15 protein-coding genes and 1 tRNA gene are annotated in these 14,077 nt (G+C 68.8%); 8 read left to right on the top strand and 8 right to left on the bottom strand.

The genetic code is table 11. From position 1 onward, the window contains the following. Positions 1–82 precede the first annotated feature (82 nt). Complete coding sequence (htpX, locus tag BJ981_RS05280; protein WP_184608578.1) at positions 83–937, top strand: zinc metalloprotease HtpX; 855 nt, start codon at positions 83–85, stop codon at positions 935–937. 20 nt (positions 938–957) lie between these two features. Here htpX and BJ981_RS05275 read toward each other — a convergent pair whose 3' ends face one another. From BJ981_RS05275 to BJ981_RS05265, 3 genes are all read right to left on the bottom strand, one after another. Beyond that, positions 958–1,533, bottom strand: coding sequence for a pyridoxamine 5'-phosphate oxidase family protein (locus BJ981_RS05275; protein WP_184608577.1), 576 nt, complete (start codon positions 1,531–1,533; stop codon positions 958–960). A gap of 52 nt (positions 1,534–1,585) precedes the next feature. Further along, positions 1,586–2,413, bottom strand: a complete 828-nt coding sequence (locus BJ981_RS05270; protein ID WP_184608576.1) for a TolB-like translocation protein — start codon at positions 2,411–2,413, stop codon at positions 1,586–1,588. A gap of 954 nt (positions 2,414–3,367) precedes the next feature. Beyond that, entirely contained in the window at positions 3,368–3,856 is a 489-nt protein-coding gene (locus BJ981_RS05265) for a YajQ family cyclic di-GMP-binding protein (RefSeq protein ID WP_184608575.1), read from the bottom strand. Between the two features lie 141 nt (positions 3,857–3,997). Here BJ981_RS05265 and BJ981_RS05260 point away from each other — a divergent pair. Beyond that, positions 3,998–4,082, top strand: a tRNA-Tyr gene (locus BJ981_RS05260). A gap of 107 nt (positions 4,083–4,189) precedes the next feature. Here the strand turns inward: BJ981_RS05260 and BJ981_RS05255 are convergent. Next, positions 4,190–4,390 carry a site-specific integrase gene (locus tag BJ981_RS05255; protein WP_204070435.1) on the bottom strand — a complete coding sequence of 67 codons (201 nt, stop codon included), beginning with the start codon at positions 4,388–4,390 and terminating at the stop codon, positions 4,190–4,192. Between the two features lie 194 nt (positions 4,391–4,584). On the opposite strand from BJ981_RS05255, the gene BJ981_RS05250 reads away from it, so the two are divergent. From BJ981_RS05250 to BJ981_RS05230, 5 genes are all read left to right on the top strand, one after another. Then, positions 4,585–4,878, top strand: coding sequence for a hypothetical protein (locus BJ981_RS05250; RefSeq protein ID WP_184608574.1), 294 nt, complete (start codon positions 4,585–4,587; stop codon positions 4,876–4,878). A 487-nt stretch (positions 4,879–5,365) separates the two neighbouring features. Beyond that, positions 5,366–5,668 (top strand): hypothetical protein, encoded by a 303-nt coding sequence (locus BJ981_RS05245; protein WP_184608573.1) that lies wholly within the window; start codon positions 5,366–5,368, stop codon positions 5,666–5,668. A gap of 202 nt (positions 5,669–5,870) precedes the next feature. After that, complete coding sequence (locus tag BJ981_RS05240) at positions 5,871–6,422, top strand: hypothetical protein (RefSeq protein ID WP_184608571.1); 552 nt, start codon at positions 5,871–5,873, stop codon at positions 6,420–6,422. Between the two features lie 83 nt (positions 6,423–6,505). Then, positions 6,506–6,892 (top strand): tautomerase family protein, encoded by a 387-nt coding sequence (locus tag BJ981_RS05235; RefSeq protein WP_184608569.1) that lies wholly within the window; start codon positions 6,506–6,508, stop codon positions 6,890–6,892. 272 nt (positions 6,893–7,164) lie between these two features. After that, positions 7,165–7,671 carry a TrmH family RNA methyltransferase gene (locus BJ981_RS05230; protein ID WP_239139446.1) on the top strand — a complete coding sequence of 169 codons (507 nt, stop codon included), beginning with the start codon at positions 7,165–7,167 and terminating at the stop codon, positions 7,669–7,671. Between the two features lie 120 nt (positions 7,672–7,791). Here the strand turns inward: BJ981_RS05230 and BJ981_RS05225 are convergent, their stop codons facing one another. Next, positions 7,792–8,553: an SAM-dependent methyltransferase gene (locus BJ981_RS05225; RefSeq protein WP_239139447.1), complete on the bottom strand. Its 762-nt coding sequence runs from the start codon at positions 8,551–8,553 to the stop codon at positions 7,792–7,794. Between the two features lie 252 nt (positions 8,554–8,805). Continuing rightward, positions 8,806–9,690 carry a DUF4394 domain-containing protein gene (locus BJ981_RS05220; RefSeq protein WP_184608566.1) on the bottom strand — a complete coding sequence of 295 codons (885 nt, stop codon included), beginning with the start codon at positions 9,688–9,690 and terminating at the stop codon, positions 8,806–8,808. Positions 9,691–9,954: 264 nt separating this feature from the next. On the opposite strand from BJ981_RS05220, the gene BJ981_RS05215 reads away from it, so the two are divergent. After that, positions 9,955–11,361: a PucR family transcriptional regulator gene (locus BJ981_RS05215; RefSeq protein WP_512700930.1), complete on the top strand. Its 1,407-nt coding sequence runs from the start codon at positions 9,955–9,957 to the stop codon at positions 11,359–11,361. Between the two features lie 26 nt (positions 11,362–11,387). On the opposite strand, the gene BJ981_RS05210 is transcribed toward BJ981_RS05215, so the two are convergent. After that, positions 11,388–12,203 carry an alpha/beta fold hydrolase gene (locus tag BJ981_RS05210; protein WP_184608564.1) on the bottom strand — a complete coding sequence of 272 codons (816 nt, stop codon included), beginning with the start codon at positions 12,201–12,203 and terminating at the stop codon, positions 11,388–11,390. Between the two features lie 428 nt (positions 12,204–12,631). Further along, entirely contained in the window at positions 12,632–13,696 is a 1,065-nt protein-coding gene (locus tag BJ981_RS05205) for an alpha/beta fold hydrolase (protein ID WP_239139448.1), read from the bottom strand. Positions 13,697–14,077: the final 381 nt, after the last annotated feature.

Genomic DNA, 14,077 nt, shown 5'->3' with positions numbered 1-14,077 from the left:
GCCGCCACGCCCGGTCGGCGGGAACGTTCGGGCAGGCCACAAGCGTTGCCAGGGATGAGCGCAACATCCGGAAGGGGGAAGCGTGCACCACAACGGCCTGCGAACCGCCGTTCTCCTCGGTGCCCTGTCCGCGTTGATCCTGGTGGGGGGCGCGTGGCTGGGGGGCGGTCGTGGTGTGCAACTCGCCGTCGTCGTCGCGTTGGCCGCCAACGGAGTCGCGTACTTCTTCTCCGACCGCATCGCCCTGTCCGCCATGCGCGCCCGGCCCGTCAGCGAGGTCGAACAGCCCACTCTGTACCGCATCGTCCGGGAGCTGTCGACGGACGCCCGCCAGCCCATGCCGCGCCTCTACGTCTCGCCCACCATGCAGCCGAACGCCTTCGCCACCGGCCGCTCCCCGCGCAGGGCGTCCGTCTGCGTCACCTACGGGCTGCTGCGGCTGTTGAACGAGCGCGAGCTGCGCGGGGTGATCGCGCACGAGCTGTCGCACGTCTACAACCGCGACATCCTGATCTCCTCGGTCGCCGCCGCCCTCGCCACGATGATCACCTACTGCAGCTACATCGCCGTGTTCTTCGGCGGCTCGGACGACGACGACGGCGGGCCGGGCTTCTTCGGCGCGCTGCTGATGATGATCCTCGGCCCGGTCGCCGCCGGCATGATCCAGATGGCGATCTCGCGGTCCCGCGAGTTCCAGGCCGACGAGTCCGGCGCCCTGCTCACCGGCGACCCGCTCGGCCTCGCCTCGGCGCTGCGCAAGATCGAGATGGGCGCCCGGCAGCTGCCGCTGCCGGAGGAGAGCCGCCTCACCTCGGCGTCCCACCTCATGATCGCCAACCCGTTCCGCGGCGCCGGGGTCGGCCGCCTGTTCGCGACCCACCCCTCGACCGCCGCCCGCGTCGCCCGCCTCGAACGCCTCGCCGGCTACCCGCGCTGACCGGCCCGTGCGGGCCGCCGTCAGGAGCGCTGCGTCACGGGGTCCGTCTCCTCGGCGCTCAGGGCGGGGAGGCCGTCGACGCTCTCGCGGTTGTTCCTCGCCCGGTAGGCGCGCTTCTGCTGGACGTCCTTGCGTTCCGCCCATTCGTCCAGCAGCGTGCGGTCCTTGTCGAAGGTCATGAACGGCACGCTGAACCCGCACGAGTCGGAAATGCGATCACATTCCACGACGATGATCGACCGGACGCCGGGATGCGGGCCGAACAGCGTGAGCAGCTCGGCGAAGTCCGCGTCCCCCGGCGTCACGACCCGCCCCCGGCCGTACAGCCGCAGGATGTTCGGCGGGTCGGAGAACGCCGCGAACATGAGGGTGACCCGCCCGTTGTCCCGGACGTGGGCGATCGTCTCCACGCCGCTGCCGTCCAGATCCAGGTAGGCGACCGTGGTGTCGTCCAGGACGGCGAACGTGTCGGCGTACCCCTTGGGCGAGACGTTCACGTGCCCGCCGTGCTCGGGCGCCGTCGCCACGAAGAAGACCGGCTGGCGAGCCATGAACTCGCGCAGCCGGTCGTTCAGTCGTTCATGCACCTTCCCCATGTGCCCCTCCTAGTCCCTTTCCTGGGACTTTACGGCGGGGGCCGGTGCGAGGTCATTCCCCGGGAAGCCACCAGGTCCATACGTGGGACGGGCCCTTGAAGGAATCGATCTTCCGCAGACCGCCCGTCGCCGGATCCACGGCGCTGGCCGTGATGCGGGAGATCATCCCGCCCTCCTGTGCCCTCAGGTGCCAGAGCGTCAGCTTGCCCGCGCCGTCCCAGAAGATCTGGTACGGCGAGTCCTGCGCCGGGATCGGCAGATCGACGGCCGGAGACACCGCGTCGGTCGACAGGTCGTACTGCCGCAGGCGCGGCCGCCCCTTCGACGGCACGATCACCACCGCGACCGTCACGCCGTCGTCCGCCAGCGCGACCGGCGCGTTGTTCGACACCACCTGCGGCACCTCGCGGCTCTCCGCCTGCGCGCCCTCGGTGTCGTACACCGCGAACTCGGTGGTGTTGTCGCCGGTCTGGCGCGACACGAGAATGCGGCGGCCGTCCGGGCTGAAGCCGTGGACGGCGTCCGAACCCGGGATGCGCGCCACGTGGCCGTCGGCCAGGTCGACGACGAGCGTGGGGAACCGATCGCCCTCGTCGAGGTAGTCCAGCACCACCACGCCGCCGTCCGGCGACAGCGCCGCGTGGACGTCGTCCATGCCGATCCCCTTCGGAACCCGCGCCGTCGCTCCCGGCAGGCCGTGCGCCCGGCCGCCCTTGGCCTCCCTCCAGACCAGCTTGCGGTCGGACTTACGGAAGTACAGGATCCGCGTCCCGTCCGCGCTCACCGCGAACGGCGCGCTGCCCTCCTTGTCCGCCTTCCCGTTCGCCTTGACCGGAAAGACCGTCGCGTCCCGCACCGCGAGGGTCTTCCCGCTCCGCATCACCAACTTCCAGTCCCCGCAAGGGACCTCGTACTTCCCCTTGGCACAACTCCCCAGCCACGCGTAACGAACGGTCCCCGCCGCCCCCCGCGTCCGAGCAGCCGCCCGAGCCCCCCTGCCGGACGCCTCCGCCCCCGCCGAGGACCGGGCCTCCGCCTCCGCCGAGGACCGCGCACCCGCCGTGCCCTCGGCTGCGGCCCTGGCCGTCGTAGCGGCGGAGGCATGCCTGACCTCCGACACACTCGCACTCGCCCCCGGAGCCGTTCCCACGACCACACCCGCCACCATCACAACGGCCCCGGCGACGACCCCAACCCTGCGCACCTTCTCCATGGCGCAATCCTTTCGACATCCCCAATAGATGCCGCCACACCACAAAAGGTTGCGCCCGATCCCAACGCCCCCGCCCGCTGAGACGCGCAAGAGCCGGCTCGCCCCCATCACGAGAAGAAGCCGGGACGACCGCCTCGACTCACGAGAAGACGGGACGACCGCCCCGACCAAGGTCGCGCTAGGTCCCCACCACTGCGGCCTTTGAGACGCCGAACAGCCGGCTCGCCCCCATCACGAGAAGAGGAGGGGATGGCCGCCTCGCACAAGGCCGCGGCCGGTCCCCACCACCCCACCCCCAGACACCGAACAGCCGGTTCCACACCATCACGAAGAAAAGCCGGGATGGCCGCCCTCGAACACGGCCAGGCCCACGCCGGACCAGCCCCGAGACACCTCAGCGACCGACTACTCCGCTGAGCACGTCCCGCCCCCATCCTCACGGTGATGCCCGACCCGGCCCTGACGCGACCCGTCCTACCGGCCTGACGGTGACCCGTCCTGCCCGCCGTGCCGACCCGTGCTACAGGTCCTGACGGTGACCCGTCCTGCCCGCCGTGCAGACCCGCCCTACCGGTCCTGACGGTGACCCGTCCTACCCGCCGTGCAGAACCGTCCTACCGGTTACCGGTAGTTGGTGAACTGCAGGGCGATGTCCAGGTCCTTGCCCTTCAGGAGCGCGATCACTTCCTGCAGCTCGTCCTTCTTCTTGGAGCTGACCCGGAGCTCGTCCCCCTGGATCTGCGCCTTGATGCCCTTCGGCCCCTCATCCCGAATGATCTTCGAGATCTTCTTGGCGTGCTCCTGGTCGATGCCTTCCTTGAGACCGACGGTCAGGTGATACTCCTTGCCGGACAACTTCGGCTCCCCGGCATCCAAGATCTTCAGCGACAGGCCACGCTTGATGATCTTCTCCTTGAACACGTCAAGGACCGCGTTCGCCCGCTCCTCGCTGTTCGCCTTGATCGTGATGTCCTGCCCCGACCACGCGATCCCGGCCCCCGTGCCCTTGAAGTCGAAGCGGTGCCCGACCTCCTTGACCGTCTGGTTCAGCGCGTTGTCGACCTCCTGCCGGTCGATCTTGCTCACCACGTCGAAACTGCTGTCGGCCATCGGTTAGGTGTCCTCTCTCGTCCCCCCGACCCTAGCGACACTCACCCCGTCTCGTGTGGATCAGGCCAGGGACAAACCGGTGTCACAGGCACCTCTGAAGTCCGCTATTCTTCTACCTGTCACCGCGAGAGCGGCCGACACGGCAGGTTGCCCGAGTGGCCAAAGGGAGCGGTCTGTAAAACCGTCGGCTCAGCCTACCCAGGTTCGAACCCTGGACCTGCCACCACAAGCAGAAACGGCCCCTGACCAGCGTGAACGCGGTCAGGGGCCGTTCTTGTCGTGTTCGGCTGACGCTGGCTCTCTACGGCCCTCCGCGTCGTATCCGCGTCGCTGTCAGTTGGCCTCCTGTGGCGGCTTCAGGGCGGCGCTGATGAGCTTCCGGGCGGTGGCGTCCTGTCCCAGGACGCACTTCGCGTAGATCCGCAGAAGCACGTTCACGCTGTGCCCTGCCCACTCGGCGACCTGGAGCCCTGGGACGCCGGCGTTGAGCCACGTGGACACGGCCGCGGGCCGCAGGGTGTAGGGCACATCCATGAGCAGTGGGGCGGCTTCATCGGCCGTGAACGCCTGCTCTCTGGCCGGGCGCGCTGTAGCTCTCGCTGAGGGCCGAAAGGAACCCAGGGAAGGTGATTGGTAGCACACGGGGAATGCCTTGCTCGGTCTTGACGATGCTCGTAGCCGGTGGTCATCTGAAGGTGTTGCTTCCCGAATGTGAGGAGTCACCCACAATGAGGATTCGCCGATTGAATTCCGCTGTACTCGCCGTGGCGCTGGGCGCCGGTATCCTGGCTACTACCGGATCCGCCTTCGCCGCCACCCAGACCGGCGCGGCCGTGGCCGCCGCGGGCTGGCCGGCACAGGACTGGTATCTGCAGGGTCCCTACCAGACCAAGGCCGCTTGTAAACTCGCCTTCGATGATGCTGTGCAGAACGGTCAATACACCTCGCTTCTCGGCTGCCACTGGTACCGCGGAGGTAGCGTTAATCCGGCGGGCTACTACTACGAGGTGTACATCCCCTGATCGACAGGCGGTCGGCTCAGCCTGCCCAGGTTCGAACCTGGACCTGCCACCAGCAGAACTCTAGCTCAGAGGCCCTCCGGGGCCTCTTCTGGTTTCCGGCCCCATGCAGCCGGGCACGGCCGAAAGCAGCCGTGCGTCACTGCTCCCGGAATATACGCGGAATGGAACAAGGGCCGTTTGTCCATGTCGCACACCATGATCCGGACCTCTCACGGAAGGCGTCCCGTCCAGGCAACGGCGATGTGTCCTGGACATCGCGTTGACCTCCGGCCAGGACACATCGAGCGTCAGGCACATGATGTCCCGGTCCCCCCAACTCGACGAACGCGGCCATCGACGTAAGAAGAACTTCCCCTCGCCGGTAGGCCTGTGGTTGCCGAGGTGGGTGGCGGAACGTTCTTGACTCGCATCGTCCAGCGCGTATCTTCTGCTTAGGAAAGTTTCTTAATGGACGCGCCATTTACCTTCGGAGCCGGAGGAAGCGCACATGAGAATGAACCGGACCGCAGCCGTGTCCGCCCTCGCCCTGCTCACCGCCTCGCTGCTTGTGGGCTCCGCATCCCCCGCCCACGCCATCCAGACGGGCTGCACCACTTGGCAGGAGGGGTACGTCGCCTACAGCCAGTGCACGGGCGGCACAGGCAGGCAGGCGGTTTACGTGAGCGGCGTGCACGTGAACCCTTGGGTGGGAGGGGTCGCTATGTCCGGTCCACTGGTGGGGGTGGGCGAGATCTCGTCGGTCAACTGCCCGTGCTACGTGCGGTACCGATACACCGTGTTCGCCGACTGACGCGACGCCGAGCGGCGTGACGACGCCCCCGCTTCCAGTACGGAGGACGGGGGCGCCGTACTCCTGGCAACGTCGAAGGGTCCTGGAGATCATCCAGGACCCTTCGTATCTCATCCGGCGCGTGTCCGGGGGCAAGCGCGTCCACGATCCGCTTGTTGACGATTCTGAATGTCTGTCGCGCGTCGTCCGACCATGGTGGATCATGGCCGACGTGAGCAAAGAGCCCTTCTTACGGTCGCGGCCTGGTCGGTTCGCCCTTGCCGTCGTGTCGGCTGTCGGCCTTGTCGCTGAGGCCGGTTGCGCGATCAGCGTGGCAGAGGCGTCTGGCGCCGCGACTCCCAAGATCACTAGTGTTCCGGTTCCGGTGTCGGTCTCTGCGCCTCGCATCGTGGCGAACGGTGGCGCCGGTGGATCCAGCTCGGGTGATGGCAAGGGCGGGGGTGACCTTGACCTCACGATAGGCATCACGAACGAGGGCAAGGAAGCCGTCACGATCGTCGGGTTCGGGCGGAGTGGACCGGGGATGAAGCTTCTCCTGCCGGCGCGGCGCGGCCCCTACGTGCTGCTTCCCGGTGAGGAGATGGGGTTGCAGGTGAAGTACCGGGTAACCGACTGCAAGGCCGTTCCCCGTACGGAGTGGCCCATCCCGGTCCGGGTGCTGAGATCGGGAGGCGAGCAGGCCGTCTACCTGAAGTCATCAGGCGAAACGCCATGGCACTGGCAGTACATCGGCTTCTGCAAACGGCCCAAGTAGCACTCGGCCCCAGGCGTTCCCATCCCAGCCGAGACCCTTCGGGGACTCCTCCGAGATGGGGCGATGCGGTGCAGACTGGGTAGATGGCTCAGATCAAGGTTTATGGTCGGCGCGACATTTGGGCGGGGCAGCAGGGGAGGATCTCCGATCTGTTGCAGGAGTGTCTGGGGGCGGCGTGGAGGCTGCCGTCGGAGAAGCGGTTTCATCGCTTCTTGCTGCTCGATCCCGAGGACATGATCTGCCCGCAGCGCAGTGATCGGTATCTGATCATCGAGGTGCTGTGCTTCACGGGGCGTTCCGACGAGGCCAAGCGTGAGCTGATCCGTACCGTGTACGAGCGGCTGGCGGCGGGGCTCGAGCTGTCCGTCGATGACATCGAGCTCACCATTGTCGAGATGCCGAAAGCCAACTGGGGAATCCGGGGGGTTCCGGCGGATGAGCTGTCGCTCAGCTATCCCGTCAATCTGTGAAAGGCCCCACCGGGCACGGGTAGGTGAGACCTTGCCGGTGGGTGGTACGGCCGAGCCGTGCCCGGTGGGAAGCCGTACCCTGTATGACCTGCGCTGTTGAGGCCGGTACGGCTGGTACGGCGTAGCGGATCTTGCGGTGGGGCGAGGGCTTGCCCGTATGCTGGGGGTCCAGACGTTTCGTCGATGGTTCGGGCGCGCCGCTGAAAGCGTCCTTTTCAGTCGCGTTTTCATTGTGCGGAGGCCGTCCGCAGGTTGTGGTGAGCCGGCCCGCTGTGCGGGTTCGCACGACCAAGGAACTGCGTGCTGAGCGGCGGCGGCGGCCGCCTCGGTGTCTCGGGCATCTGATCGCCGCGCCGCTGTGGCCGCTGTACGGGGTGAACCTGGGCACGCTGCTGCGTACCTGTGACGCCGTCGGCGCGTGCCTGGCCGTGCCTCGGCTGCCGTGGGTGCGGGAGGCGCTCGACCGGGGGAACACGCTGCGGCAGTCGTCGTGTGTCCACTGGGTGCGTGAGCCGCTGGACTGGCTTGGCGGGCAGCGGGAGGACGGGGTGTCCGTCCTTGGGGTCGAGCTGGCCGAGGACGCGATCCGGCTGGCGGACCTGCCGATGGCCCGCCGGCCGACCGTCGCCGTGCTCGGGCACGAGCGGGACGGTATCCCGCCCGAGGCGCTCGACCTGCTCGACGGTGTGGTGGAGATTCCCATGATCGGCGTGGGGGACAGTCTCAACGTGGCGGTCGCGGGCTCGCTGGTGCTCTACAAACTCGCGGGCTTCGCCTGAGGCCCGAATACAGGGGCCCGGAGACGGACGACGAAAGGACGCCATGAACTCGGCCGGGATCCGCCGTCGCCGGCGGTCCCTGCGCGGAGATGTCCCGCGACCGTGATTCCGGCTTCGCGGTCAGGGTTTTCTGGCGACGCCGCCCGCGCAGGCCACCTCGGGCGGCTCGCTCAGTTCGGGGTGGTTGGGGCGCCACTTGGTGACCGGGACGACGCCCGGCTCCAGGAGCGTCAGGCCGTCGAAGTAGCGGGCGATCGTCTCCGGGCTGCGCGCGGTGTAGGGGACCACGCCGGGTCGCGCGTTGTGGTTGCGGAGGGCCTGGACGTAGGCCGGGTCGGTGTCGGCGCCGTCGTACAGGGCCAGGTAGCTGCCCGGCGGGAGGGCGGCCATGAGCCGGGTCACGATCGACCGCGCCTCGTCGTCGTCGCCGACCAGGCCGAGGATGCCCATCAGCATGAGCGCGGTGGGCCGGCCGAGGTCGAGGGTCTTGGCCGCGGCCTCCAGGATCACCTCCGGCTCGCGCACGTCCGCCTCGATGTAGTCGGTGACGCCCTCGGGGGTGCTGGTCAGCAGCGCGTGCGCGTGCACCAGCACCAGCGGGTCGTTGTCCACGTAGACGATCCGCGACTCCGGCGCGACCCGCTGGGCCACCTCGTGCGTGTTGTCGACGGTGGGCAGGCCGGTGCCGATGTCCAGGAACTGGCGGATGCCCGCCTCTCCGGCCAGGTACCGCACGACCCGGGTGAGCATGTACCGGGAGTGCAGCGCGACGTCCGCCATGCCGGGGAACACCTCACGGACCCGGTCCCCGGCCTGCCGGTCCACCGGGTAGTTGTCCTTGCCTCCCAGCAGGTAGTTCCAGACCCGCGCCGAGTGCGGCACGGAGGTGTCGATGCGCGCTCTGCTCGAAGGCTGTTTCCGCGCGTCACCGGAATCGTTTTGATGGGATAAGCGTCCGGCCGGCTCGTCCGCCATGGTGGTTCTCCCGCGCTGTGCTGGCTTGGCTTTTGTGATTATGCCTGGCCATATCGTCGTTAGGAATGACCCGCGGCCCCCGGACGTGCCAGATCGGCTCGGAGAGGCTCGTCACCGGCGCTTGCGCGGTGACGGGCCTCTCGTGCCGTGGTCGTGGGGTCAGTTCGAGTCGAGGGCGAGGGCGATGTCGGTGATGGCCAGGGGGAAGGGGTCGCCTATGCGGGTGGCGGCGCCGGTGGTCAGGTCCACCGCGTTGAGGGTCGCGTCGCCGTTCGGGAGGACGAGGGTGGCGTAGGCGGAGTTGGAGACGGTCTTGCCGTTGCTCAGGTCGCTGTAGATGTCGAGGCCCGCGTTGGAGCCGACGGACGTGCCGAGCGCGCCGGTGGGGGCCAGCAGGCCGCTGTTGGCGGGGGACTGGATGACGACCTGGCCGGTCGTGGTGTTGATGTCGAACAGGGTGGTCGCGGTGGCGCTGTTGAGGTCGTTGTTGGTGTAGGCGGCGGCGGACACGCCGGTGACGGCGGGGGCGCAGGAGTCGGTGCTCAAGGGGGTGTCCGGCACCGTCGTGTTGTCGTTGAGGTTGTGCCGCAGGTTCTGGCCGGTGTCGCTGATCACGCGCAACCGGTCGGCGGCGGGGTTGAAGTCGACGCCGAAGTTCGTGCCTTGCAGCGCGACGCCGAGCTGGGAGACCTTTGTGACGACCACCGGGTCCTGGGCGCCGGTCGGGAGCGAGATCGTGTAGACGCCGCCGCGGTTCCCGACGGCGTAGAACTTGCCGTCCTGGACGCGGAAGTCGATGCCGATCGCGGCGGTGTCGTTGACGAGCCCGCTGATCCGCCTGACCCAGTTGAGCTCCTCCGGCTTGTCGGTCGTGAACTCGGCCATGACCTTGCCGTCACTGGTGATCCCGAACGCCCGCAGTGAGGCGGCAGAGGCCGAATGGCGGCTCGCCGCCGAACCGGCTCCCGCGGGCCCGATGGCGAGCGCCGTCGCGGCGGTCAGCGCGATGAGCGCGGCGATTCCTCTTCTGATTCTTACCTGCATCGATTCCTCCCCTGTCGAAAGTGTCGGCGAGTGTGGCCGACGGCTCTCGTCATCGCGATATGCCGGCGCCGTCAGCGGCAACAACTTTGCCGGGGGACAGAGGAACTGTCGTCGTGACATGTGTGGAATCGTCCGGCCGCGATCAAGGTCGGATTGTCATTTCTCGCAATCGCGGTGGCGATGGAACGCGCCTTGGAGTAACGGCCGCCGGGACACCGATTTCGGCTTTGAATTTTCGCTTTGGGTCTGGATGTTTGCTCGATAATGGCTGGCAGGGCCGTTGGCGACATAGTGTCGGACCCCTCATTGGATTCGATGATCGTCCGTACGGCTCACATACTGAACGTCGTGCCGTGGCGGGTTACCATGAGGCGCGCTCAGCGTGTTCGGACGATTTGGCAAGGCCTGAGGGTCATTCGGTCGGCGCGGTGTGTGCGATGCCGCCCGCACAAAGAGGGAAGAATCGGTATGGGCGACCTTTTACGCACGTTGATGAAACGTTGCGACGCCAACGCGCGAGCCGAAGTGAGCGTGTATATGCGTGAGCTGCCGGAGTACCGCAAGGAAGGCGCGGACCCGCAGGCATACGCCGAGACGCTGGACTACGCCGTCTGGTTCCGCCGTCGCACGATCGAGTGCGTCAGCGAAGACAGGCAGCTCGACGCGGACGACCTTTCCCTCATCGGGAGCATCGGTCAGCAGCGTGCGCGCGGTGGCTTCTCCGTCCACACGGTACGGCGTGTGCTGACGCTGCACGCCGACCTGATGCTCCGCGAGTGCTACGACGCGGTCGAAGGGCACGACGTGCAGGAGCTCTTGCGCTTGACCGCGTGGTGCGGCGCCCAGGGCATGCGCGGCTGCGCCGCCTACCTCCAGGCGTACATGGACGAGCAGCACCTGCGCCTTTCGGTGGCGACCCGGGTGCGCACGCTCACGCACCTGCTGCTCACCGGCGACGCCATCGCCGCCAGCCTCGCGCGCGGCCTGGGCGTCCCCCTGCACGACCGCTACCTGGTGGTCGTCGTCAGGATGCCGGGCGGTCCGTTCGGCCGCGCCGAGACCGCGCACGACGATCTCATCGCGCGCGTGTACGGCGACCATCTCGTGCCGCTGTCCTGGCAGGGACCGAACGAGTTGCTCGTCCTGGTGCCGCACCATGGCCCGGCGTCCTCGTCCCCGGTGTCGTCGTCACCGCCGGTGTCGCACGGCGACCGGCTCATGAGGCTGGTCCGCGACATCGTGGAACGGCTGGACAGGCCCTGCGCGGTGGGCACGGCCGCCGGACCGGTGAACGCCTTGGACAGGACGGCGGAGCTGGCGCGGCGCGTTGCGCACGTCGCACCGGTGGAGACCACACCGCGAACCCTTTCCGGCGTCGCCGACGTGTTCGCCGAACTCGGCGCCGCGCAACTCCCCGAGGTCGACCAGTGGTTGCGTGAGATCGCTCGCCGCCTGGCGAGCGGCCCCGACCTGGTGAGGACATTGGACGCCTACTACCGCGCCGACATGAACCGGCTCACCGCCGCGGCCGCCCTGCACATCCATCCACGGACACTGGACTATCGCCTGCGTCGCGTACGCGACCTGACCAACGTGGACCCCAGTTCGGTACGCGGAGTGCGGATACTGAGCACCACCGTCGCCCGGGTATCGGCCGGCGCCTGGACCTGAGCCGGCCGCCGGTGGCGCCCGCGCTCCTAACGCCCGTCGTCCGATGCGTCGCCCGCCCGGCCGAGGAACCGGAGGAGGGCGGGGGCTATGGCCTCGGGGGTGGGGCCGTGGCCCTGGCCGTGGAGGATCTGGCGGGTGGCGGTGGGGAGGGCGGCGGCCACCGCGTCGGCGCACTCGGGGAGGCCGGGGAAGGTTCGGTCGCCTGAGTAGACGATCGCCGGGACGGTGATCGAGGACCAGCGGGCGGCCCAGTCGGGGTCGGTGTTGACGTCGTTGGTCGCCGTGAGGTCGTAGAGCAGGGTGGGGGCGACCGCCACCATGTCGGCCCAGCCGGATGAATTCGCCATGCCGGTGACGACCTCGGACGGGACGCCGATGACCGTCGTCATGTTGTAGCGCATCGCTTCGTCGTTCCTGCCGTCCGCCAGCAAGGAGCGCAGCGCGGTCAGGTGCTCGGAGAGGTCGGCGCCGGCGAAGAACGGCGGCTCGTACAGCGCCAGGGCGGTGACGCCGATGCCGGCGTCCGCGGCGGCCAGGGCCACGGTGGCGCCGGAGGAACTGCTGTAGAGGGTGGCGGCGCCCCCGGCCGCCTTGATCAGGGCGGCGAGGTCCTCGACCTCGCGGTCCAGCGCCCACGGCGAGGTGTCGCCGGAGCGGCCGCGTCCGCGGCGGTCGTAGTCGACGGCGGTGAAGCCCTCGTCCGCGAGCAGACGCGCGGTCTGCCGGGTGCCGAGGTCGATGGCGCGGTACTGGGTCGCTCCGCCGATGAAGATGACGGCGGGCCCGTCGCCGTAGAGGTCGTAGTCGATGACCGTGCCGTCCTGCGAGGTCACTGTGCTCATGGTCCTGCCTCGAATCGTGAAGACGGTTGTACTGATCCGTGCGGTATGGGGGGCGGGGCACGGCTCGTCCTGGCTCCGGTCCGCGGTGCCGGTCGCGGGTGACCGGATCACCCGGGCGGGGCGAGGGCGGTGCGCCTGCCGCCGCCGCCCACACTATGGGCCGGGAGCGACGGTTTCGGACCGTGCCACCTACACCGAGCCGGGCGGGGACCGCGACGGGCCAGGGCGCGGCCCCGCCTCTCTATACGCCGAGGGTTCGGCGGCTGTTTGTCGGGACCACTCACGCGGCGACTGAGGTGTGGAGCGGGCGGGGTCGAGTATCGCTACTCAGGCGCGTGAGAGGAGGGCAGTGCAGACTCCTCCTCCGTTGACGCCGAAGACGCTGTTCGCCGCCACTTCAGCTTTTCGGTTCTCGGAATCGGGCACGGTCATGGCGCGCAGGGCGCCAAGGCGGGGGAGGGGGTGGAGGCAGGGGAGCCGAAGAAAAGGGCGGCACAGTCGATCAGGAAGGTGGGGTTCTCCTCGGGGATCCAGTGGCCGGAGTCGGGGGCCACGACCTCGCGGACGTCTTCGGCGACATGGCGGAACGACTCGGCGACCTGGGTGCCGAAGACGTGCTGCGCCCCCATCGCGAGGACCGGCATGGCCAGCCTCCTGGACGCGTTGGCCTGGTTGTCGGCGGCGTTGGCGGCGAACGCCCGGTAGTACTCGTAGGCGGCGCTGCGGGTGGCGGGGTCGGCGTAGGCGCGGAAGTACTCGCGCCGGTCGATGGCCGCGGGACGGTGTGCCCCGTCGAAGAGGCCGCCGAGGTAGGCCTCGACGTCGTCCCGGGTGGAGACGATCCGCTCGGGAAGCGGCTTGGGGGAGGAGTTGAAGCGGAAGTGCCAGCTCAGACGGTAGGCGTCCTCAAGGCCGAAGCCGTTGAGCGGTAGTTCGAGCACGGCGAGCCGGCTGACCTCGGAGGGGAAGTCGCGGGCGTAGGGGTAGGCGACGAGGGCGCCGTCGTCGTGGGCGAGGATCTTCACCCGCGGGAAGCCGAGCCGGTGGACGGCCTGGCGGATCCGGCGCGCGGTGGTGGCCGCGTCGAAGCCGCCGGGCGGGACGGTGGAGCCGCCGAGGCCGGGCAGGTCGAACGCGATGACGGTGTGCGTGCGGGCGAGGGCGGGCATCACCTTGCGCCATTCCCACCAGGTCTGCGGCCAGCCGTGCAGCAGGACGAGCGCGGGCCCTGAGCCGCCGCGGACGTAGTGCAGGACGCCGCCGTCCACGGGCACCCGGCCGTGCGTGAAGGACGGGTGGAACCTCGCCCGGCCCACTGGCGGCTCCGCGGCGCCGGGGCGGGGCCCGCCCGCGGCGGCGCCGGCGGCCGTGACGAACACCAGCAGGGCCGCGGCGATGATCGCGCCGAGAACGTTCCATCCGAGGCCGGCGACGCGGCGGGCCCGCGTTCGCGCCGCCATGGCGATGAGGGCCGACCCTCTGTTGAGCTGCACCTTCGACTCCCTCCGACGAGCGGGGACGGCGACACGCTAACGGCGGGCCGTACCGGTGGCCGGGGGCGTTGGGGTGGGGTCTGGTGAGGCTGGGGTGCCCCCTGTCGCCGCTGGGGTGCCGGTTGCCGAAGTGACCCGATGTGGCTGGTGGATCGGGGCGCCGCGCCTCCGCGGGGCCGCAGGGGCCACGCCGTGGAGGGCCGATCTGGCGTCCGCCCAGCACAAGATCGATTAGGCCGTCCCGTCCGCACGGAAATCAGAAGCCATATGTCCAGGTCAAGCCCCATGTGGCGACGCAACTGTTAAGAAAGTTGCCTAGAACAACTGTTAAGAAACTTGACAAAAGAACCCGCTGATCCAACGATTGGGTACGCGGATCCG

The sequence above is a fragment of the Sphaerisporangium krabiense genome, assembly GCF_014200435.1.
GTDB lineage: Bacteria > Actinomycetota > Actinomycetes > Streptosporangiales > Streptosporangiaceae > Sphaerisporangium > Sphaerisporangium krabiense.
This window is presented reverse-complemented; position numbering and strand designations above follow the sequence as displayed.